This window comes from Sphingomonas sp. 2378, from assembly GCF_038084995.1.
Lineage (GTDB): Bacteria > Pseudomonadota > Alphaproteobacteria > Sphingomonadales > Sphingomonadaceae > Sphingomonas.
Window position 1 is genome coordinate 41,870 of sequence record NZ_JAXCMJ010000003.1, and the last position, 19,211, is coordinate 61,080.

21 protein-coding genes are annotated in these 19,211 nt (G+C 66.8%); 14 read left to right on the plus strand and 7 right to left on the minus strand.

What is annotated here, in order from left to right; genetic code table 11:
* The first annotated feature begins 12 nt into the window (after positions 1–12).
* The 3 genes from SM191_RS02480 to SM191_RS02490 are packed head-to-tail and all read left to right on the plus strand — an operon-like array spanning position 13 to position 1,792.
* Positions 13–555: a shikimate kinase gene (locus tag SM191_RS02480; RefSeq protein WP_267432595.1), complete on the plus strand. Its 543-nt coding sequence runs from the start codon at positions 13–15 to the stop codon at positions 553–555.
* Positions 552–1,652, plus strand: a complete 1,101-nt coding sequence (aroB, locus tag SM191_RS02485) for a 3-dehydroquinate synthase (RefSeq protein ID WP_341504830.1) — start codon at positions 552–554, stop codon at positions 1,650–1,652. The genes SM191_RS02480 and aroB overlap by 4 nt, the downstream gene beginning before the upstream one ends.
* Positions 1,652–1,792 (plus strand): DUF2256 domain-containing protein, encoded by a 141-nt coding sequence (locus tag SM191_RS02490; protein ID WP_341504831.1) that lies wholly within the window; start codon positions 1,652–1,654, stop codon positions 1,790–1,792. Before aroB ends, SM191_RS02490 begins: the two co-directional genes overlap by 1 nt.
* A 254-nt stretch (positions 1,793–2,046) precedes the next feature.
* Here SM191_RS02490 and SM191_RS02495 read toward each other — a convergent pair whose 3' ends face one another.
* Both SM191_RS02495 and SM191_RS02500 read right to left on the minus strand, forming a co-directional pair.
* Positions 2,047–3,414: a cryptochrome/photolyase family protein gene (locus SM191_RS02495; protein WP_341504832.1), complete on the minus strand. Its 1,368-nt coding sequence runs from the start codon at positions 3,412–3,414 to the stop codon at positions 2,047–2,049.
* Positions 3,411–4,346 (minus strand): histone deacetylase family protein, encoded by a 936-nt coding sequence (locus SM191_RS02500; RefSeq protein WP_341504834.1) that lies wholly within the window; start codon positions 4,344–4,346, stop codon positions 3,411–3,413. The genes SM191_RS02495 and SM191_RS02500 overlap by 4 nt, the downstream gene beginning before the upstream one ends.
* Positions 4,347–4,365: 19 nt before the next feature.
* Here SM191_RS02500 and SM191_RS02505 point away from each other — a divergent pair, with 19 nt between their 5' ends.
* The 11 genes from SM191_RS02505 (at position 4,366) to SM191_RS02555 (ending at position 15,019) form a co-directional block, all read left to right on the plus strand.
* Positions 4,366–5,340 (plus strand): alpha/beta hydrolase, encoded by a 975-nt coding sequence (locus SM191_RS02505; protein WP_307000104.1) that lies wholly within the window; start codon positions 4,366–4,368, stop codon positions 5,338–5,340.
* Between the two features lie 2 nt (positions 5,341–5,342).
* Complete coding sequence (locus SM191_RS02510) at positions 5,343–5,858, plus strand: RNA pyrophosphohydrolase (RefSeq protein WP_341504947.1); 516 nt, start codon at positions 5,343–5,345, stop codon at positions 5,856–5,858.
* A 10-nt stretch (positions 5,859–5,868) separates the two neighbouring features.
* Positions 5,869–6,780 carry a DUF481 domain-containing protein gene (locus SM191_RS02515; RefSeq protein WP_341504835.1) on the plus strand — a complete coding sequence of 304 codons (912 nt, stop codon included), beginning with the start codon at positions 5,869–5,871 and terminating at the stop codon, positions 6,778–6,780.
* Positions 6,781–6,836: 56 nt separating this feature from the next.
* Positions 6,837–8,039, plus strand: a complete 1,203-nt coding sequence (locus SM191_RS02520) for a hydrolase (RefSeq protein ID WP_341504836.1) — start codon at positions 6,837–6,839, stop codon at positions 8,037–8,039.
* Positions 8,036–9,055, plus strand: coding sequence for an arginine N-succinyltransferase (locus tag SM191_RS02525; protein ID WP_341504837.1), 1,020 nt, complete (start codon positions 8,036–8,038; stop codon positions 9,053–9,055). The genes SM191_RS02520 and SM191_RS02525 overlap by 4 nt, the downstream gene beginning before the upstream one ends.
* Positions 9,056–9,060: 5 nt before the next feature.
* Positions 9,061–10,314 carry an N-succinylarginine dihydrolase gene (locus SM191_RS02530; RefSeq protein ID WP_341504838.1) on the plus strand — a complete coding sequence of 418 codons (1,254 nt, stop codon included), beginning with the start codon at positions 9,061–9,063 and terminating at the stop codon, positions 10,312–10,314.
* A 40-nt stretch (positions 10,315–10,354) separates the two neighbouring features.
* Positions 10,355–10,573, plus strand: a complete 219-nt coding sequence (locus tag SM191_RS02535; RefSeq protein WP_341504839.1) for a hypothetical protein — start codon at positions 10,355–10,357, stop codon at positions 10,571–10,573.
* A gap of 49 nt (positions 10,574–10,622) precedes the next feature.
* Positions 10,623–11,522 carry a sulfate adenylyltransferase subunit CysD gene (cysD, locus tag SM191_RS02540; protein ID WP_341504840.1) on the plus strand — a complete coding sequence of 300 codons (900 nt, stop codon included), beginning with the start codon at positions 10,623–10,625 and terminating at the stop codon, positions 11,520–11,522.
* 1 nt (position 11,523) lies between these two features.
* On the plus strand, positions 11,524–13,437 hold the full coding sequence (cysN, locus tag SM191_RS02545; RefSeq protein ID WP_341504841.1) for a sulfate adenylyltransferase subunit CysN: 1,914 nt from the start codon (positions 11,524–11,526) through the stop codon (positions 13,435–13,437).
* Positions 13,434–14,165: a 3'(2'),5'-bisphosphate nucleotidase CysQ gene (locus SM191_RS02550; RefSeq protein ID WP_341504842.1), complete on the plus strand. Its 732-nt coding sequence runs from the start codon at positions 13,434–13,436 to the stop codon at positions 14,163–14,165. Before cysN ends, SM191_RS02550 begins: the two co-directional genes overlap by 4 nt.
* Positions 14,166–14,311: 146 nt before the next feature.
* Positions 14,312–15,019, plus strand: a complete 708-nt coding sequence (locus SM191_RS02555) for a ZIP family metal transporter (RefSeq protein ID WP_341504843.1) — start codon at positions 14,312–14,314, stop codon at positions 15,017–15,019.
* Positions 15,020–15,174: 155 nt separating this feature from the next.
* Here SM191_RS02555 and SM191_RS02560 read toward each other — a convergent pair whose 3' ends face one another.
* The 5 genes from SM191_RS02560 to SM191_RS02580 all read right to left on the minus strand — a co-directional run bounded on the left by SM191_RS02560 (position 15,175) and on the right by SM191_RS02580 (position 19,127).
* On the minus strand, positions 15,175–15,693 hold the full coding sequence (locus SM191_RS02560; protein WP_341504844.1) for a YciE/YciF ferroxidase family protein: 519 nt from the start codon (positions 15,691–15,693) through the stop codon (positions 15,175–15,177).
* Between the two features lie 23 nt (positions 15,694–15,716).
* Entirely contained in the window at positions 15,717–16,499 is a 783-nt protein-coding gene (locus SM191_RS02565; RefSeq protein ID WP_341504846.1) for an SDR family NAD(P)-dependent oxidoreductase, read from the minus strand.
* Positions 16,500–16,510: 11 nt separating this feature from the next.
* The gene (locus tag SM191_RS02570) at positions 16,511–17,686 is read right to left on the minus strand and encodes a zinc-dependent alcohol dehydrogenase (RefSeq protein ID WP_341504847.1); all 1,176 of its coding nucleotides are present in this window, start codon (positions 17,684–17,686) and stop codon (positions 16,511–16,513) included.
* A complete protein-coding gene (locus tag SM191_RS02575; protein ID WP_341504848.1) occupies positions 17,683–18,273 on the minus strand; it encodes an SRPBCC family protein in 591 nt (196 codons plus the stop codon). Before SM191_RS02575 ends, SM191_RS02570 begins: the two co-directional genes overlap by 4 nt.
* 131 nt (positions 18,274–18,404) lie before the next feature.
* Positions 18,405–19,127: a Crp/Fnr family transcriptional regulator gene (locus SM191_RS02580; protein ID WP_341504849.1), complete on the minus strand. Its 723-nt coding sequence runs from the start codon at positions 19,125–19,127 to the stop codon at positions 18,405–18,407.
* Positions 19,128–19,211: the final 84 nt, after the last annotated feature.

The window sequence follows — 19,211 nt, forward strand, 5'->3', positions numbered from 1 at the left end:
GCGCACAGTGCAATGTTGCAAAGCCACAACCCTGTAGATGCAAGCTGGAACGGGTCGCCCATCGTATTGGTGGGGCTGATGGGCGTGGGCAAGTCGACCGTGGGCCGCCGCCTGGCGAATCGGTTGCGCCTGCCCTTCGTCGATGCCGACACCGCGATCGAGGAAGCCGCGGGCATGAGCGTGTCCGAAATCTTCGCCCAGTTCGGCGAACCCTATTTCCGCGACGGAGAACGGCGGGTCATCGCCCGGCTGGTCGATGGTCGGCCCAAGGTGATCGCGACCGGCGGCGGCGCGTTCATCAACGACGAGACGCGCGCGCTGATCCTGGAACAGGCGACCGCCATCTGGCTGAACGCGACGCCCGAGGTGCTGGCCGAGCGGGTCAGGCGGCGCGACACCCGCCCGCTCCTTCGCGGCAAGGACCCGCTGAAGGTGCTTCGCGAATTGTCGGCGGTCCGCAACCCGATCTATGCCCTCGCCCCCATCCACGTCACCAGCAAGCGCGGGCCCCACGAGGCCACCGTCAACGCCATATTGAAAGCCATCGGACGATGAAGACCGTCACCGTGTCGCTCGGCGACCGCAGCTATCCCATCCATATCGAGGCCGGGCTGCTGCCCCGCGCCGCCGAATGGCTGGCCCCGCTGGCGCGCGGGCGGCGCATGGCGATCGTGACCGACGAGAATGTCCGCCCCCACCTCGAAGCGTTGCAGGCGTCGCTGTCCGCCGCCGGGGTCGAAAGCGAAGCGATCATCCTGCCCCCCGGCGAGAAGACCAAGAGCTGGGCGATGCTGGAGCATGTCTGCGACCGGTTGCTGGAACTGGGGGTGGAGCGGTCGGACCATGTCATCGCGCTGGGCGGCGGGGTGATCGGGGATCTGGTCGGTTTCGCCTGTTCGATCGTCAAGCGCGGGTGCCGTTTCGTGCAGATCCCGACGACGCTGCTGGCCCAGGTCGACTCGTCGGTGGGCGGCAAGACCGCGATCAACACCTCGGCGGGCAAGAACCTGATCGGCGCGTTCCACCAGCCCGCCATGGTGCTGATCGACCCGCAAGTCCTCGACACGCTGCCCGCGCGCCAGGTGCGCGCCGGTTATGCGGAGGTCGTCAAATACGGCCTGATCGACGATTTCGCCTTTTTCGAATGGTGCGAGGCGAACGCGCCCGCGCTGTTGGCGGGCGATGCGGACGCGCGGGTCCATGCCATCGCGCATTCGGTCGCGGCCAAGGCGCGGATCGTGGCGGCGGACGAGCATGAGACGAACGGCATCCGCGCGCTCCTGAACCTCGGCCACACCTTCGGCCATGCGCTGGAGGCGGAGGCTGGTTTTTCCGATCGGCTGCTGCATGGCGAGGGCGTCGCGGCGGGCTGTGCGCTCGCCTTTCGCTATTCGGTCCGCAAGGAAATTTGCGAGCGGCAGGATGCGGAGCGGGTCGCGGCGCATCTGCGCGCGATCGGCCTGCCCGACGGCCTCGCCGCCGCCGGGATCGATGCACCGTCCGCGACGTTGGTCGAGCATATGAAGCACGACAAGAAGATGGCGGCGGGCACCCTGCCCTTCCTGCTCGCGCGCGGGATCGGGCGGACCTATCTCGACAAGACGGTCGATCTGGCCGACGTCAGCACCTTCCTGGCCGGCGAACCCCGCTGATGCCCAACGGGGTCGCCAAGCAGAATCTGCCGAGCAAGACCTGCCAGGCCTGCGGGCGGCCCTTCACTTGGCGGAAAAAATGGGCGCGGGATTGGGATCAGGTAGTCTATTGTTCGGATGCGTGTCGGCGGAAGCGGTAAGGGTTTGCCTTGGCCGTTTGTGTTTCGGGTAGGTCAGATCTCATCCCATGGCCTTCAACTTCGCTCAGGCCGAACGGAGGTTGGGGCAAGTCATCCACCCCCGTTCGCGCCGAACGAAGTCGAAGCGCACGCGCTCCGCTCCGCCGAGTATCCCAGTCATCGCTCGGCCTTCGACGACACTCATGCCGAATGGAAGTTGGGGTCACGCCACCCACCCCGTTCGCGCTGAGCGAAGTCGAAGCGCACGCCCCGGCCTATCCCCGCGCCGCCTTCCCCGCTGCCAGCGCCCGCTCGCGGCCCTCGCGATGACCGATGATCTTGGCGGGATAGCCCTTGGGCCGACACCCCGCCACGTCCGGATCGTGGATCGCGGCATCGGGCAGGTGCCTTAATTCCGGTACCCATTCGCGGATATAGTCGCCCGCGTCGAACTTCTCCGACTGGGTGAGCGGGGCCATGATGCGGCCGAACATATTCGCGTCGATCCCCGTCCCCGCGACCCATTGCCAGTTGACCGAATTATTCCCGTAGTCCGCATCGACCAGACAGTCCCAGAACCAGCGCTCGCCCTCGCGCCAGTCGATCAACAGATGCTTGATCAGGAACGAGGCGGCGATCATCCGCACCCGGTTGTGCATCCAGCCGGTCGTCCAGAGCTGCCGCATCCCCGCATCGACGATGGGATAACCGGTGCGTCCCGTTTGCCAGGCCTTCAGATCGGCATCCGCCTCCTTCCCCTTGCGCCAGGGCAGGCGATCGAACGCCTCGCGCCCATTGCGATCGGCATAGTCGGGCAGCGCCATCACCACGCCATCAGTGAAGTCGCGCCACGCGAGTTCCTTACGGAACGTCTCGGTATCGGCGTGCCGGTCGAGCGCGTACCAGACGGCGCGGGGCGACACCTCGCCGAAATGCAGGTGCGGCGACAGACGGGAGCTTCCCTCCTCCGACGGCATGTTGCGCGCCGTGTCATAGGCGGTCGCCTTGGCGACGAAATCCGCGATCCGCTCGCGCCCGGCCGCCTCGCCCGGCGTCCAGTCCGCATCGAAGCCGGTCGACCAATCGGGCTTGGTGGGCAGCAGCGCCCAGTCGGCCAGCGTCTCGCTCTTCGGCCAATGCGCAGGCGCGGTCAGCGCCTCGGGCGGGTCGAGCGGGTGTTCGGGCGGCAGATGGCCCTGCAATCCCTTCCAGAAGGCGGAGTAGATGCGGAACGGCTTGCCGCCGCCGGTCGTGACCAGTTCGGGTCGCGCGAGATGATTGCCGTCATGCAGGCATAGCGCCTCGCCCAGTTCCTCCTCCGCCGCACGCCACCAGGGTTCGTAATGGCGGATGGCGTGGATCGCCTCCGCCCCGCTTTCCTTCATCAGAGCCTGGAGCGTCTTCACCGCCGGCCCGCGCCGCAGGATCAGGCGACTGCCCAGCGCTTCCAGATCCCCGGCCAGCGCGGTCAGGCTGTGGTGCAGCCACCAGCGCTGCGCCGCGCCCATCCGCCAGTCGCCGGGGGTGTCATCGTCGAGGATATAGACCGGAATGACCGGCCCCGCCGCCGCCGCCAGCAGCGCGGGTTGATCGTGAAGGCGGAGATCCTGGCGAAACCACAGGATGGAGGGGGCAGCATTCATCCCAGCGCTACGCTTCGCTTGTCCCCCGGTTCCCTGACGCCCAATCGTTTGCCGAGCGTCAGTATGGCGGTCACGTGTCGCTCCGCGATCGCCATCACATCGTCGCCATAACCGCCGCCCACCGTGCTCGCGAGCGGCACTCCCCGCGCCAGCGCCAGATCGGCGATCAGATTTTCACGCGCCACCAGCCCTTCGCGGGTCAGCGACAATCGCCCCAGCCGATCCTCGACAAAAGGATCGACTCCCGCCTGATAGAGGATGATGTCGGGCCGGTGCTCGTCCAGAAAGGGGCGGAGCGTGGCGTCCAGCGCTGCCAGATAGCCGTCATCGTCCACCCCGTCGGGCAGTCCGACATCGAGCGTCGAGCGGGCCTTGCGCGCCGGGAAGTTCTTCTCGGCATGGATGGAGTAGGTGACGATATCGCTCCGCCCGACGGTCAGCGCGGCGGTGCCGTCGCCCTGATGCACGTCGCAATCGACGATCGCGACACGGGCCACCATCCCCTCCTCGACCAGCCGGTTCGCGGCGATCGCCAGGTCGTTGAAGATGCAATAGCCCGCCCCCGTATTGGCCAGCGCATGATGGCTACCCCCGGCTGTATTGGCGGCGAAGCCGTGCCGCAGCGCCAGCATCGCGGCGGTCCAGCTTCCCCCCGGCACCGCCCGCGCGCGGTACGCCACCTGCTCGGTGATCGGAAAGCCGATGCGCCGCGTCTTCTCCGGCGGCACGCGCGCCTCCAGCACTTCGACGACATAATCGGGATCGTGCACCGCCTCGATCCATTCGGATGGCATGAGCGCGGGTTCGGTCCAGGCCACCGCATCCCCCTCCTGCCGCAACAGATCGCGGATCGCGCCATTCTTGCCCCAGCGATAGGTGGAGCGGGCCGGAGCCTCGGTCACATAGGCCGGGTGATGGACGACATGGATCATGCGCCCTAGTTAGGGTGCCATGACCCGCGATAGGAGGGCCCCGGCCCCGCTGCCCGAGTTGCGCGCCGATGTCGCCCGCTTTCTCGGCTATTACAACCGACTGCCCGGCCCGCCCCAGCAGGATCTGGGCCCGGAGGCCGCGCGGGCGATGATGCGCGCGGCCCGCGACCTGACCGACCCGCCGATCGGGCCGCTGGGCACAGACCGCCGCTTCATCATCGAGGGGCCGGACGGTGCGATGCCCGCACGGCTGTTCGATCCGCGTGAGGATCGGGCGGCGGGGCCGGTCGTGCTGTTCCTGCATGGCGGCGGTTTCGTGCTGGGCGACGTGGATACCCATGCGCCGCTCGCCGCCGAGATCGCGCGGACGCTCGACCTGCCGGTCGTCTCGCTCGACTATCGGCTGGCCCCCGAGCATGTCTGGCCCGCCGCACCGGACGACTGCGAGGCGGCGGCGCGCTGGCTGGCGGAACAGCCCGGCACCACGGGGCTGGTCCTGATGGGCGACAGCGCGGGCGGAACGCTGGCGACGGTGACCGCGATGACCTTGCGCGACCGCCCCGCCGCCGTGCCGGTGCTGGCACAGGGGCTGCTCTATCCCGCCAGCGATATGGGCCGTGCGCATCCGTCGTTGCGCGACTTCGCGGACGGCCATTTCCTGACCCGCGCGATGCTCGACTGGTTCGTCGCCTGCTATGCCGCCGACCTTCAGCATGTGCGCGCGGCACCGATGCGCGGCGATCTGTCCGCCATGCCGCCCGCTGTCATCGTCACCGCCGAGTGCGACCCGATCCGCGACCAGGGCCGCGCCTATGCCGCGGCGCTCGTCCGCGCCGGGGTGGCTGTCAGTTTCCGCGAGGCTCGGGGCACGATCCACGGCTTCGCCACGCTGCGCAAGGCGATCCCCTCGGGCGTGGCCGACCTGACCGGATTCCTGCTTGCGTTGCGCGCGCTGATCGCCGAGGCGGTGGCGGCACGCCCCATGGGACAATGATGATGACCGATCTCCCCTATCGCCCCTGCGCGGGCGTCATCCTGATGAACCGCGCCGGCCGGGTCTTTGTCGGCCAGCGGATCGATTCGACGCTGGAGGCCTGGCAGCTTCCGCAAGGGGGGATCGATCCGGGAGAGGATGCCGATGCGGCGGGGCTTCGCGAGTTGTTCGAGGAAACCGGCGTCACCGCCGACAAGGTCGAGTTGATCGCCCGTGCCCCCCGCGAACTGACCTACGACCTGCCCGAGGACATGATCGGCAAGGTGTGGAAGGGCAAATGGCGCGGCCAGCGGCAAATCTGGTTCCTCTACCGCTTCCTGGGCGAGGACGCCGATATCCGCATCGATACCGAGCATCCCGAATTCCGCGCCTGGCGCTGGGCCGAGCCGCAGACGCTGCCCATGATGATCGTGCCGTTCAAGAAGGCGCTGTACGAGGAACTGCTGGTCGTCTTCGCGGAGCATTTCGCCGCACCGCACGGGGACGCCGCCATTCCCGTCGAGCCGAGAACGGCATAAGGCCGACCTCATGACCAAGCGGCTGCTGCTGATACCCATCGCGCTGGGCCTGTTGGCCAATGCCGATCCGAACGATCCCGACCCCGCGCTGATCCCGCCGCCGATCCGCGCGATGCTGGAGGCCGCGATCGCAAGCGGCAACGAGAACGACATCACCACCGTCGTCCGCTATGCCCGCAATGCCGTTCCCGAAGCGGCCGACGCGATCGACGCGATGGCCGATGTCTGGCGCGACGAGAAGACCGCGAGCCGCAGCCGGACGATCCGCGAGGCGACCTTCTTCGACCTGTGGCATGGCCGGGTCGAGCTGGGCGGCTTCGCGACGACGGGGAACAGCCAGAATATCGGCCTGACCGGCATCGTCGACCTGACCCGCGAAGGGCTGCAATGGCGGCACAAGCTGCACTTGCAGGGCGATTATCAGGAAAGCTTCAAGGTCGTCAGCCGCGAACATTATGTCGCGTCCTATGAGCCCAATTTCAAACTGGACGCCAACAACTACGTCTATGGCGCCGCGCAATATGAGAGCGACCGGTTCCTTGGCTATTTCAACCGCTTATCGGCCTCGGCGGGTGCGGGTTACAGCGCGATCCGCAAGCCCAACATGACGCTCGACGTCGAACTCGGCCCCGCATTCCGCCATACCGAATTCACCGACGCCCGGATCGAAAGCGCGCTGGCGGCGCGCGGCAACCTGAACTTCACCTGGAAGCTGACCCCCGCCATCTCGTTCAACCAGACGGCGTCCGCCTATCTTCAGAAGTTCAACAGCACGGTCGGCACCAATTCGTCGCTCAACGCCAAGGTGTTCGGGCCGCTGTCGGCGCAATTCTCCTACAACGTCCAATATGAAAGCGAGCCGCCGATCGGCCGCCAGACCACCGACACGATCACCCGCGCCTCGGTGGTGTACAGCTTCTGATCGCCCCGGAGACAGGGGGGTTCACCTGCCCCCCTTCCATGGCCTAGGCTGCGGTCATGGAGAGACTGAACACCATCGAGCGGGACGCGGTGGCGTCCGCCGCCGCCTACCCCATGCTGTCCCTCACCGAGCAATGGGCCGCGATCAATAGCGGAACGCGGAACCTGACCGGCCTGAAAGCGATGGCGGACCAACTCGCCGAGCGTTTCGGCACGCTGCCCGGCGTACTGACCATGGTCGCGCCTGAACCGGTCGAACGGGTCGGGGCGGATGGTCGTCCGGTCGCGCTCGACCATGGCCGCCATCTGCATTTGTCGGTCCGCCCCGAAGCGCCGGTCAGGATGCTGTTCACCGGCCATATGGACACCGTCTATCCGGTCGATCATCCCTTTCAGAGCGTCACGCGGATCGACGCCAACCGGCTGGGTGGCCCAGGTGTGGCGGATATGAAGGGCGGTCTCGCCGTCCTCCTCGCGGCGCTCCACGCGGTGGAGGCGAGCCCCGTGGCGGATCGGCTGGGCTATGACGTGCTGATCAATTCCGACGAGGAAACCGGCTCCGCCTCATCGGCGGCGCTGATCGCCCGGCTGGCGGCGGGCAAGATCGCGGCGCTGACCTATGAGCCCGCGCTTCCCGACGGGACGCTGGCGGGCGCACGCGGCGGCACCGGCAATTTCACCATCGTCGTGCGCGGGCGAAGCGCCCATGCGGGCCGCAACCCGGAAGAGGGCCGCAACGCCATCGTCGCCGCCGCGCGGATCACGCTGGAACTGACGCGGTTGGCGGCGGAGGACATCACGGTCAACCCCGCCCGGATCGACGGCGGCGGGCCGAACAATGTCGTGCCCGACCTCGCCATGCTCCAGGTCAATTTCCGCCCCCGCGCCCTTGCCGCGATCGAGCGGACCGGCCCCGCCATGAAGGCCATCGCAGAGCGCATCGCCGCCGAGCATGAGGTCGGCGTCGAGGTGCATGGCAGCTTCAACCGGCCGCCCAAGCCCATCGACGACGGCGCGGCGGCGCTGTTCGAGACGGTGCGGCGTGCCGGAGCCGATCTGGGCCTGTCGATCGGCTGGCGCGCGACCGGCGGGGTGTGCGACGGCAACAATATCGCGGCGGCTGGTGTGCCGGTGGTGGACACGATGGGCGTGCGCGGCGGCGCGATCCATTCGTCGGACGAGTATCTGCTGATCGATAGCCTGGCCGAGCGGGCGGGCTTGTCGGCGCTGACGATCCTGCGCATCATCGGTTCCGCATGAACAGCTTCCGTATCCGTCCCGCCGTCGATAGCGACCTGCGGCACCTCTATGAAATGGCCAAGCTGACCGGCGGCGGCTTCACCAACCTGCCCCCGGACCGCCGCTCGCTGTCCGCCAAGCTGGCCCGCAGCCATGACGCCTTTTCCAGCGATGGCGACGGAACGGTGCGGGACGAATTGTTCGTCCTGATGCTCGAGGATCGGAGGACCGGCGATGTGCGCGGCACCTGCCAGATCTTCACCCATGTCGGGCAGAAGCACCCCTTTTACAGCTATCGCATCGGCACGCTGACCCAGCATAGCCGTGAGCTGGACCGTACCTTCCGCGCCGAGATGCTGTCGCTGACCACCGATCTGGAGGGGGCGAGCGAGGTGGGCGGGCTGTTCCTCCATCCCGGCGAACGCGCGGGCGGACTCGGCCTGTTGCTGGCGCGCAGCCGTTACCTGTTCATGCGCGCCAACCGTCCGCGTTTCGCCGACCGGGTGCTGGCGGAGTTGCGCGGGGTGATCGACGAGGCGGGGGGATCGCCCTTCTGGGACGGACTGGCGGGCCGCTTCTTCGGGATGAATTTCCAGCAGGCGGACGAATTCAACGCGATCCACGGCCACCAGTTCATCGCCGACCTGATGCCCAAACACCCCATCTACACCGCGATGCTGACCGAGACCGCGCGTGCCGCGATCGGCCTGCCCCATCCCTCCGGGCGCGCGGCGATGCGGATGCTGGAGAATGAGGGCTTCGCCTTCGAGCATTATATCGACATTTTCGATGGCGGCCCGACCATGACGGCACGCACCGATCAGGTCCGCTCGATCCGCGACGCCCGCGAAAGCCGGATCGTCGGGATCGACGTTCATTCGGGCCGCGAGGCGCTGGTCGCGGCCGGACGGCTCACCGACTTCCGCTGCGCGCTGGGCGAAATCCGCGACGGGGATGATGGGGTCATCGTCTCCGAAGACACCGCGCGCACGCTCGACCTGTCGGTCGGCGACAGCGTCCTCCATATCGATCGGTGAGTGCCATGCTGCGAGAAATCAACTTCGACGGCATCATCGGCCCCAGCCATAATTATGCGGGGCTCAGCCACGGCAACCTCGCCGCCACCCGCAATGCGGGCAAGACCTCCCACCCCCGCGCGGCGGCGTTGCAAGGGATCGCGAAGATGCGCGCGAACCTCGACCTGGGGCTGGTGCAGGGAATTTTCCTGCCCCATCCGCGCCCGGACCATCCCTGGCTGGGGCGGTTGGCGACCGATTATGATGCGGCTTCTCCGGTGCTCAAGGCCCAGGCCCTGTCCGCATCGGCGATGTGGGCGGCCAATGCCGCGACCGTCTCGCCCGCGCCCGACACGCGCGACGGGCGGTGCCACCTGACCGTCGCCAACCTGCTGACCATGCCGCATCGCAGCCATGAATGGGCCGCGACCCTGGCACAGCTTCGCCTCGCCTTTGCCGACCCGGCCTTCATCGTCCATTCGCCGGTGCCCGCTCCGTTCGGCGACGAGGGGGCGGCCAACCACATGCGGCTCTGCGCCGCGCACGACCATCCGGGGGTCGAGGTCTTCGTCTATGGCGAAAGCGGCGGCCCCTTCCCCGCGCGCCAGCATCGCCAGGCCAGCGAGGCGATCGCCCGTTCGCACCACCTGTCCCCCGACCGCGTCCTCTTCGCGCGCCAGTCCGATGCGGCGATCGCGGCGGGGGCGTTCCACAATGACGTGGTCGCCGTCGCCAACGAACGGGTGCTGTTCGCACACGAACAGGCCTTCGCCGATCCGACACGCCTCTATGACGATCTGCGCAGCGTCATGCCCGAGGTGGAGATCGTGGAGGTTCCCGCCGCCCGTGTCAGCCTTGAGGATGCCATCGCCTCCTATCTGTTCAACGCGCAACTGGTGACCCCGCCGGGGGGCGAACCGACGCTGATCCTGCCGCAGGAGGCGCGTGACAATGACGCCGTCTGGTCCTGGTTGCAGGAGCATGTCGCGGGCAACGGCCCGATCCGCCGATTGGAGGTGGTGAACGTCCGCGAATCGATGGCCAATGGCGGCGGCCCGGCCTGTCTTCGCCTGCGCGTCGTCGCCGACCCCGCCACGATCGACCCGCGTTTCCTGGTCGATCATGCAAGGCTCGACCGGATCGCCGCGGTGATCGAGGAGCATTGGCCCGAAGCCATCGCCCCCGCCGACATCGGCGACCCCGCCCTGATCCAACGGATCGAGGCGGCGCGGATCGCGCTGTTGAGCGAGCTGGACTGTCTCATTTTGGCCGCGACTTAAGGGCTTGGCCCGTTCGCGATGCGGTGGTGTAACCAGGCCCATGTGGTCCCGCATCGTCGCCCTGTTCACGATCAAGACGAAGTTCGAGGCGTTTCTCGTCATCTATGGCCTCGGCCTGGGTGCGGTCGAGCGGGGCATGCATTATCTTCAGGCTTATCCGGGGCTTCCGGGCAAGATCCTGTTCGCCGCCTGCCCCATCGCGGTGTTCATGGCGGGCGCGCGAATCCTGGACTCGCTGGAGCGGGACTATCGTGACTGACAGGATAAGTTGGTCGCGCGCTTCGCTGGCGACATTATCTGACAATCCGATGACTGGACTAACGCACCTTCAGCGGCTCGAAGCCGAAAGCATCCATATATTGCGCGAAGTGGTCGCCGAAACCGAGCGGCCGGTGATGCTCTATTCGGTCGGCAAGGATTCGGCGGTGATGCTGCACCTCGCCAAGAAGGCGTTCTTCCCGGCGCGCCCGCCCTTCCCGCTGCTCCATGTCGACACGACGTGGAAGTTCCGCGCCATGTACGATCTGCGCAACCGCGCGGCCGAGGCGGCGGGCATGGAGTTGATCGTCCACCGCAACCCGGAGGCCGAGGCGCTGGGCATCAACCCCTTCGACCATGGCAGCCGCCACACCGATATGTGGAAGACCGAAGGGCTGAAACAGGCGCTGACCGCGGGCGGCTTTGACGCGGCGTTCGGCGGTGCACGGCGCGACGAGGAGAAGAGCCGCGCCAAGGAGCGTGTCTTCTCCTTCCGCTCCGCCGCACATGGCTGGGACCCCAAGGCGCAGCGGCCCGAACTGTGGAACCTCTATAACAGCCGCATCCACAAGGGGGAGAGCATCCGCGTCTTCCCGCTGTCCAACTGGACCGAACTCGATATCTGGCAGTATATCCTTCAGGAAGGGATCGAGATCGTGCCGCTCTATTTCGCCGCCCCCCGCCCGACGGTGGAGCGCGACGGAATGCTGCTGATGGTCGATGACGACCGATTCCGGTTGCGGCCGGGCGAAGTGCCGGTGGACCGCTCGATCCGGTTCCGCACGCTCGGCTGCTATCCGCTGACGGGTGCTGTCGAGAGCGAGGCGGCGACCCTGTCCGACGTCATCCAGGAGATGCTGCTGACCACCACGTCGGAGCGACAGGGGCGCGCCATCGACCATGACCAGGCCGCCAGCATGGAGAAGAAGAAGCGCGAGGGGTATTTCTAAGATGACCGCCTATCAACCCGATGCGCTGATCGCCGCCGATATCGACGCCTATCTCGCCACGCACGCCGCCAAGTCGATGCTGCGCTTCATCACCTGCGGCTCGGTCGATGACGGCAAATCGACGCTGATCGGGCGGCTCCTCTACGATTCGAAGACGATCTTCGAGGATCAGCTCAGCCAGTTGGAGGCGGACAGCCGCCGGCTGGGTACGCAGGGGCAGAATATCGACTTCGCGCTGCTGGTCGACGGCCTTGCCGCCGAGCGCGAGCAGGGCATCACCATCGATGTCGCGTACCGCTTCTTCGCGACGGAGAAACGCAAGTTCATCGTCGCCGACACGCCGGGTCATGAACAATATACCCGCAACATGGTGACGGGCGCCTCGACCGCCGATCTGGCCGTGATCCTGATCGACGCGCGCAAAGGCGTGCTGACCCAGACGCGGCGGCACAGCTATCTGGCCCATCTGGTCGGGATCAAGGAGATCGTGCTGGCGGTCAACAAGATGGACCTAGTCGGCCATGACCAGTCGGTCTTCGACGCGATCGTCGCCGATTATGCGGCCTTCGCGCGTGGCATCGGGATCGAGCGGTTCACCGCCATTCCGCTATCGGGGCTGACCGGCGCGAACGTCACCATGCCCTCGCCCGACATGCCCTGGTATCACGGTCCCGCACTGCTCCCGCATCTGGAGACGGTGGCGATCGATGGCGACCGCACGGTGGCGGCGTCCTTCCGTATGCCGGTGCAATGGGTCAACCGGCCCGATCTCGACTTCCGGGGCTTTGCCGGGTTGATCGCGAGTGGCCGGGTGTCGGTCGGCGGCCGGGTGCGGATCGCCCCCTCGGGCAAGACGACGGAGATCGCGCGGATTGTAACTTATGACGGCGACCAGCCGGACGCGATCGCGGGCGAGGCGGTAACGTTGGTTCTCGCCGACGAGGTGGATTGCTCGCGCGGTGACGTGATCGCCGCCGCCGAGGACCCGCCCGAAATCGCCGACCAGTTCGTCGCCACCATCGTCTGGATGGCGGACGCGCCGCTGGTGCCGGGGCGCAGCTATTCGCTGAAGCTCGGTACCCAGTTGGTCGGCGCCACGGTGCAGCCGCCGCGCCACGTCGTCGATGTGAACAGCCAGGAACAGCGCCCCGCCGACACGCTCGCGCTCAACGATATCGGGCTGGTCGAGGTCTATGCCGATCGCCCCATCGTGTTCGAGCCCTATGCGAAGGGCAGTACGCTCGGCGGCTTCATCCTGATCGACCGCGCGACCAATGCGACGGTCGCGGCGGGGATGATCGACCATGCGCTGCGCCGCGCCCAGAATGTCCATTGGCAGTCGGCGGTCATCACCCGCGAGGCCCATGCAAGACAGAAGGGGCAGGCGCCCAAGGTCCTGTGGTTTACCGGCCTGTCGGGCTCGGGCAAGTCGACCATCGCCAATCTGGTCGAACAGAAACTGCACAGCATGGGGCGCCACAGCTTCCTGCTGGACGGCGACAATATCCGCCATGGCCTGAACCGCGACCTGGACTTCTCCGAAGCCGGACGGGTGGAGAACATCCGCCGCGTGGGCGAGGTCGCCAAGCTGATGGCGGATGCTGGGTTGATTGTCCTGACCGCCTTCATCTCCCCCTTCAGGGCCGAGCGCGACATGGTCCGCGCGCTGCTGCCCGAGGGTGAGTTCGTCGAAATCTTCATCGACACGCCCCTCTCGGTCGCCGAGGAACGCGATGTGAAGGGTCTCTATGCCAAGGCGCGGGCGGGCGAGATCGCCGAGTTCACCGGCATCTCCAGCCCCTATGAAGCGCCCGACCGTCCCGAAATCCGGGTCGACACGACCAGGGAGACGGCGGAACAGGCGGCGTCGCGGATCGTCGAGCATGTGCTGGGCATCTGGAGTTACGACCTGTGACCGACGCCGAACTCGCGCGGTCGGTCGCCATCGAGGCGGGCCGACTGTTGAAGCACCTGCGCGCGTCGAGCGGGCTGGACGGCGCGGCACTCGGCGCGCTGGGCGACCGGGATGCGAACACGCTGATCCTCGACCGGCTGCGCGCGGCGCGGCCCGACGACTTCATCCTGTCGGAGGAATCGGTGGACGACCGTGCCCGCTGCGCCGCGCGGCGGGTGTGGATCGTCGATCCGCTCGACGGGACGCGCGAATATGCGAGCGGGTCGGACGAGTGGGCGGTGCATATCGGCCTCGCCATCGATGGCCGCCCGGCGCTGGGTGCCGTCGCGGTGCCCGACCGCGAGCGGATCTTCGCCACCGACGACCTGCCCCCCGACCATCCCCCCTGTCCCCAAGGGCTGCGCGTCGTCGTCAGCCGCAGCCGAGCGCCGGACATCGCCCGGTGCGTCGGGGACCGGCTGGGCGCGACGCTGATCCCGATGGGGTCCGCCGGGGCCAAGGCGATGGCCGTGGTCGAGGGGCGGGCCGATGTCTATCTGCATGACGGCGGGCAATATGAGTGGGACAATTGCGCCCCCGCCGCCGTCGCGCTGGCCGCCGGGCTCCATGCCTCGCGCATCGATGGCCGACCGCTGATCTACAATTGCGAAAACCCCCTGCTGCCCGATCTGCTGATCTGCCGCCGCGAAGTCGCCGAGCGCGTTCTCGACGCGATCGCCAAAGGATAGGGCGTTTCGTCCTTGAGAAGCGACCACCCGTACCGGTGACCGATATTCGGCATGCGTGACCTTGTAACGTCACATTCGCTGGTCCATGAACCCGCGATGCAGCGACCGCTACCGTATCCCGACGCCTTCGCCATGCGGACCGCGCGATGACGCTGATCCCTTTGGCATTCGGCTTGGCGGCGATGGCGGCGACGCTGGCGGGCGGGATGCTCGCGCTTCGCCTGCGGCATCGCATCGGCATGGTGCTGGGCGTGACCGCCGGAATCGTGGTCGGCGTGGCGCTGTTCGACCTGGTGCCCGAGGCGCTGGAACTGGCGGGCGACCGCTGGGCGGTGCGGGAGATGATGGGTTTCACCGCGCTGGGGCTGGCGGGCTATATGCTGCTCGACCGGCTGCTGGCACGGATCCCCCGGGCGGCGGCGTCGTGGCGTGGCGATCTGGGACCCGCCATGCTCTGCCTGCACAGCCTGATGGACGGACTGGGCATCGGCCTGGCCTTTCAGATCGATACGGCGGCGGGCTGGATGATCGCGCTGGCGGTGCTGACCCATGACGTGGCGGATGGCGTAAATACCGTCAGCCTCAGCCTGGCCGCACGGTCGGAGGCGGCGGCGCGGCGCTGGCTGATCCTGAACGGGATCGCGCCGATGCTGGGCGTGCTGATCGGGTCGGGGATCGCCATTCCCGCGAGCATGCTGGCGCCGGTCATGGCGCTCTTCGCGGGGGTGTTCCTGTATATCGGCGCGTGCGAACTGGTCCCGCGCAGCCAGTCGCTCGATCCGCGCTTTCGCACCAGTCTCGCGACTGTCGCGGGGATCGTGTTGATGCTGGGCGTGACGCACTTCGCCCATTGATCTTGGATTGAATGACGGGGGCTTTCACAAGGCATGTTCCTTGTGAAAGCCCCCCTCCACCAGCTTCGCTGGTCCCCCTCCCCGTGCCGGGGAGGAATGGGGCATCGCCGCCGGGGAAGGGTATTTCGGCGACGATGCCCCGGCTACCGGTGGCGTCAGGCGGGTTCGGCGGCCTGCGCCGCCGCGTTGGTCCCGCCTTCGGCCAATCCGGTAAGCTTTTCGTCGGTCGCCTTTTCCTCGGCCAGCGTTTCGTCGAGGATCGCCGCGCAATCGCTGCGGCCCAATTGCCGCGCCCAGGCGACCAGCGTGCCGTAGCGGGCGATCTCATAATGCTCGACCGCCTGCGCCGCCGCGATCAGCGCGGCGTCGAGGACCCGCTTGTCGGCGACCTCGCCCGCGACCTCATTGGCTTCCTTGATGATGCCGTCGATCGCGGGGCAGGTGACCGCCCTGGGCGAATGCCCGTGCATCTCGAACACCTGTTCCAGCCGCCGGATCTGGCCCTCGGTTTCGCGCAGATGCTGCTCGAACCCGGCCTTGAGCTGCGGATCGGTCGCCTTGTCGATCATCTTGGGCAGCGCCTTGGTGATCTGATGCTCGGCGTAATAGATATCCTGAAGCTGATGGACGAACAGGTCGTCCAGCGTCGCGATATCCTTGGTGAACAGGCCCATGGTCGGTTTCCTTTCGAGGGGGGTCAGCGGTCGGCGGAGCCCGGTTCGGCGATCTTGCGATGCGCCTCGGCCAGCACCGATTGCGGCACCACGCCGGACCCGGCGACCTGGGCCTTGTTGGCGAGACCGGGGACGATATGCCCCTCACCGGCGATCATCGCGTCCCAGCCCTTGCGAGCGACCTCGGCGGGATCGTCCTTCTCGCTCGCACCCACCCGCGTGTCGAGCATGTCGGCGCGGGCGAAGAACTCGGTTTCGGTGGGGCCGGGCATCAGCGTGGTCAGCGTGACGCCCTTCTGCTCCTTGATCTCGTTGCGCAGCGCCTCGGTGAAGTTGACGATGAACGCCTTGGTCGCATTGTAGATCGCGTTGAAGGGGCCGGGGATGAAGCCGACGATCGAGCCGGTGACCAGTATCTTGCCCTCGCCATGCCGGACCATAGCCGACAGCACGCGTTGCAGCAGATAGACGGTGCCCGTCACATTGGTATCCACCGAACGCCGCCAGTCCTCCAGCGACTGGTCGAGGAACGGCCCGCCCTTGCTGTTGCCTGCATTGGCGCACAACACATCGATCCGCCGCCCGCCCGTCGCCGCCAGCAGCGTGTCGACGCCCTCCAGCGTCGCGAGATCGGCCTCGACCGGCTGAACCTGCGCCCCGATCGCCGCCAGTTTGCTGGCGGCGGTATGGATGGCGGGTTCGTCCGCGACGATCAACAGGTCATAGCCCGCCTTCGCCGCACAGGCCGCCAGATGATAGCCGATGCCCGTCGAGGCACCGGTCACGATCGCGAGTTTTTGTGCCATGATGTGGTTCCTTACTGACCGGGCTTCAGCACGATCTTGGTCACTTCATTCTGCTGGTCATGGAACATGCGATAGCCCTCGGGCGCCTGTTCCAGCGGCAAGCGGTGCGAGATCAGGAAGGTCGTATCGATCTTCCCCTCCATGATCGCGTCGAGCAGCCCCGGCAGGTAATGCTGGACATGGGTCTGTCCGGTCTTGAGCGTCAGCCCCTTCTGCATCACCGCGCCGAGCGGGAATTTGTCGACGAAGCCGCCATAGACGGCGGGCATCGACACCCGCCCGCCCTTGCGACAGGCGATGATCGCCTGGCGGATGGCATGGATGCGATCGGTGCCCAGGAAGGTCGACGCCTTGATCTGATCGATCGCATTGTCGACGAACAGGCCGTGCGCCTCCAGCCCGACCGAGTCGATCACCGCGTCAGGACCGATCCCGCCGGTCATGATCATCAGCGCGTCATAGGTCGAGGTCTGTTCATAGTTGATCGTCTCCGCCCCGAACTTGCGCGCTAGCTCCAGCCGGTGCGGAAAGTGGTCGATCGCGATCACCCGCTCCGCGCCCATCAGGAAGGCCGACTGGACCGCGAACAGCCCGACCGGGCCGCAACCCCAGACGGCCACGGTGTCGCCCGGCTCGATCTGGGCGTTCTCCGCCGCCATCCAGCCGGTCGGCAGGATGTCGGAGAGGAACAGGACCTTCTCGTCGTCCACCCCGTCCGGGATGACGATGGGGCCGGTGTCGCTGAACGGCACGCGGACATATTCCGCCTGACCGCCCGCATAGCCGCCGGTCATATGGCTATATCCGAACAACGCGGACATCGGCTGGCCGTAAAGCTCGCGCGCGATATCCTGATTGTCGGCCGGATTGCCGTTCTCGCAACCCGAATATTGATGCTTGCCGCAATGATAGCAGAAGCCGCAGGCGATGGTGAATGGCACCACCACCTTCTGCCCCTTTTTCAGGGTGGAGGCGGAGCCGGTTTCCACCACCTCGCCCATGAACTCATGGCCCAGGATATCGCCCGACTGCATCGTCGGGATATATCCGTCATAGAGATGCAGGTCAGAACCACAGATCGCGGTCGCGGTCACCTTGATGATGGCATCGCGCGGATTGATGATGGCGGGATCGTCCACATTGTCGATGCGGACGTCATGCTTGCCGTGCCAGGTCAGCGCCTTCATGCACCCTGCTCCTCAAGCTGTTTGGGGTTCATCGCATTGGTCGCGACCTCGCCGGTTTCCATGAGCTGCTTGAAGCGCGCGAGGTCGCGGCGGACCTGGATATTGGGCTCGCGCTGGAACAGCTTGGCGACCAGCTTGCCGATCACCCCGGCGGGCGGGTCGTAAAGGATGGTGGCGGAGACGACGGTGCCCCGCGCGCCCGCGTCGCGAAAGGTCACGCGGCCCGAATTGGCGACATCGGCCGCTTCGGCAGAGGTCCAGGCGATCACCGCTCCCTCCCGCTCCTCGGTGACGATCGCATCCCATTCGACGGTGGAACCGCCGGGCGCCTTGACCACCCAATGGGACCTTTGGGCGTCGAGCACATCGATCCGATCGACATTCTCCATCACGCTGGCGAGATTGGAAAAGTCGCGCCACCAGGCATAGAGTTCGGCGGCGGGGCGATTGATCGTTACGGCCCAGGCGGCAAGGCTGCCGCCCTGTTCCTCGATCCCCTGGCTGATTGCGGTCCTGACAGCGGCGTCGCTGTCCTTCGATGTCGACACGGGCGCGTCGTCATAGGGTCTGTCGGCGATATCCGGCACAAGCCTCTCTCCTCATTCCTTGCCCGGACAGCGCGGGATGAGGATGGTTGTTCCTTATTTAATCATGTTTTTCCAATATCTTGATGGACATCAAGATATCCAACCGCGATGATGGACGGCCGTTGGCGAGGTCAGCTTCCCGACACGCGGATGGGCACTCGACCGACCTTGCGCGCCAGCATCTTCGGGTCGGGGATAGTGATCGATCGCGACGACCAGATCAGATCGCCCGCGCGCCGTGCCGCCTGAAGCATCCGGTTCACATGCACCGCCGTCAGCCCCAGCGCGTCGGCCAGCGTTTCCTGCGTGATCGGCAGTTCGAAGCTGGGGCCATGGGTCAGGTCGCTCATCGTGAGCCGCTCCTGCAACTCCAGCATGAGGTCGCCGATCCGCTCCATCGCGTTCATCCGACCCAGCCGTGCGATCTGGGCGAGCAGAAAAGCCTCGTCCAGCGCATGCGCGACGCCATAGGCTTCGTCCAGCGACGGGTTCGTTCCCCAGGCGGGGGGTGTACAGGTAGTGACTTCGGTCAGCGTGATGATACTGGTCGGCGCAAGCGGTCGTTGATGATGGTACAGCCCCACCACATCGCCCGGCAGCAGGAAGTTCAGGAATTGCCGCCGCCCGTCGAGCAGGATGCGGACCCGCGCGGCCCAGCCCGACAGGATCAGATTCGGGCTGGCGATATCGCGTCCCTCGACCATCAGGTCGCGGCGGGGACGGAAGTGTTGCGGACGCGCCATCGCCTCGATCAACGCGGCCTCCGCCACCTTGTCGAGCGGGGCCAGCCGCGACAACCGGCTCAGCGCCGATACCGAATGCCCCATGGCGGGGCGAACCACACCCAGCGTCATGGTTTATACTCCGCCTGCATGAAACCGGCACCATGCTCATGCGGCGCAGGCCGTGGCAGCGATGCCTGGATCGTCGTAACGCGC

Coding starts and splice junctions, on each gene's coding strand:
- SM191_RS02480 (WP_267432595.1), top strand. CDS start 13: ATGTTGCAAAGCCACAACCCTGTAGATGCAAGCTGGAACGGGTCGCCC.
- SM191_RS02490 (WP_341504831.1), top strand. CDS start 1,652: ATGCCCAACGGGGTCGCCAAGCAGAATCTGCCGAGCAAGACCTGCCAG.
- SM191_RS02510 (WP_341504947.1), top strand. CDS start 5,343: ATGACCGATCTCCCCTATCGCCCCTGCGCGGGCGTCATCCTGATGAAC.
- SM191_RS02555 (WP_341504843.1), top strand. CDS start 14,312: ATGACGCTGATCCCTTTGGCATTCGGCTTGGCGGCGATGGCGGCGACG.
- SM191_RS02530 (WP_341504838.1), top strand. CDS start 9,061: ATGCTGCGAGAAATCAACTTCGACGGCATCATCGGCCCCAGCCATAAT.
- SM191_RS02570 (WP_341504847.1), bottom strand. CDS start 17,686: ATGAAGGCGCTGACCTGGCACGGCAAGCATGACGTCCGCATCGACAAT.
- SM191_RS02580 (WP_341504849.1), bottom strand. CDS start 19,127: ATGACGCTGGGTGTGGTTCGCCCCGCCATGGGGCATTCGGTATCGGCG.
- SM191_RS02535 (WP_341504839.1), top strand. CDS start 10,355: ATGTGGTCCCGCATCGTCGCCCTGTTCACGATCAAGACGAAGTTCGAG.
- aroB (WP_341504830.1), top strand. CDS start 552: ATGAAGACCGTCACCGTGTCGCTCGGCGACCGCAGCTATCCCATCCAT.
- cysN (WP_341504841.1), top strand. CDS start 11,524: ATGACCGCCTATCAACCCGATGCGCTGATCGCCGCCGATATCGACGCC.
- SM191_RS02525 (WP_341504837.1), top strand. CDS start 8,036: ATGAACAGCTTCCGTATCCGTCCCGCCGTCGATAGCGACCTGCGGCAC.
- SM191_RS02520 (WP_341504836.1), top strand. CDS start 6,837: ATGGAGAGACTGAACACCATCGAGCGGGACGCGGTGGCGTCCGCCGCC.
- SM191_RS02500 (WP_341504834.1), bottom strand. CDS start 4,346: ATGATCCATGTCGTCCATCACCCGGCCTATGTGACCGAGGCTCCGGCC.
- SM191_RS02495 (WP_341504832.1), bottom strand. CDS start 3,414: ATGAATGCTGCCCCCTCCATCCTGTGGTTTCGCCAGGATCTCCGCCTT.
- cysD (WP_341504840.1), top strand. CDS start 10,623: ATGACTGGACTAACGCACCTTCAGCGGCTCGAAGCCGAAAGCATCCAT.
- SM191_RS02505 (WP_307000104.1), top strand. CDS start 4,366: ATGACCCGCGATAGGAGGGCCCCGGCCCCGCTGCCCGAGTTGCGCGCC.
- SM191_RS02565 (WP_341504846.1), bottom strand. CDS start 16,499: ATGGCACAAAAACTCGCGATCGTGACCGGTGCCTCGACGGGCATCGGC.
- SM191_RS02560 (WP_341504844.1), bottom strand. CDS start 15,693: ATGGGCCTGTTCACCAAGGATATCGCGACGCTGGACGACCTGTTCGTC.
- SM191_RS02515 (WP_341504835.1), top strand. CDS start 5,869: ATGACCAAGCGGCTGCTGCTGATACCCATCGCGCTGGGCCTGTTGGCC.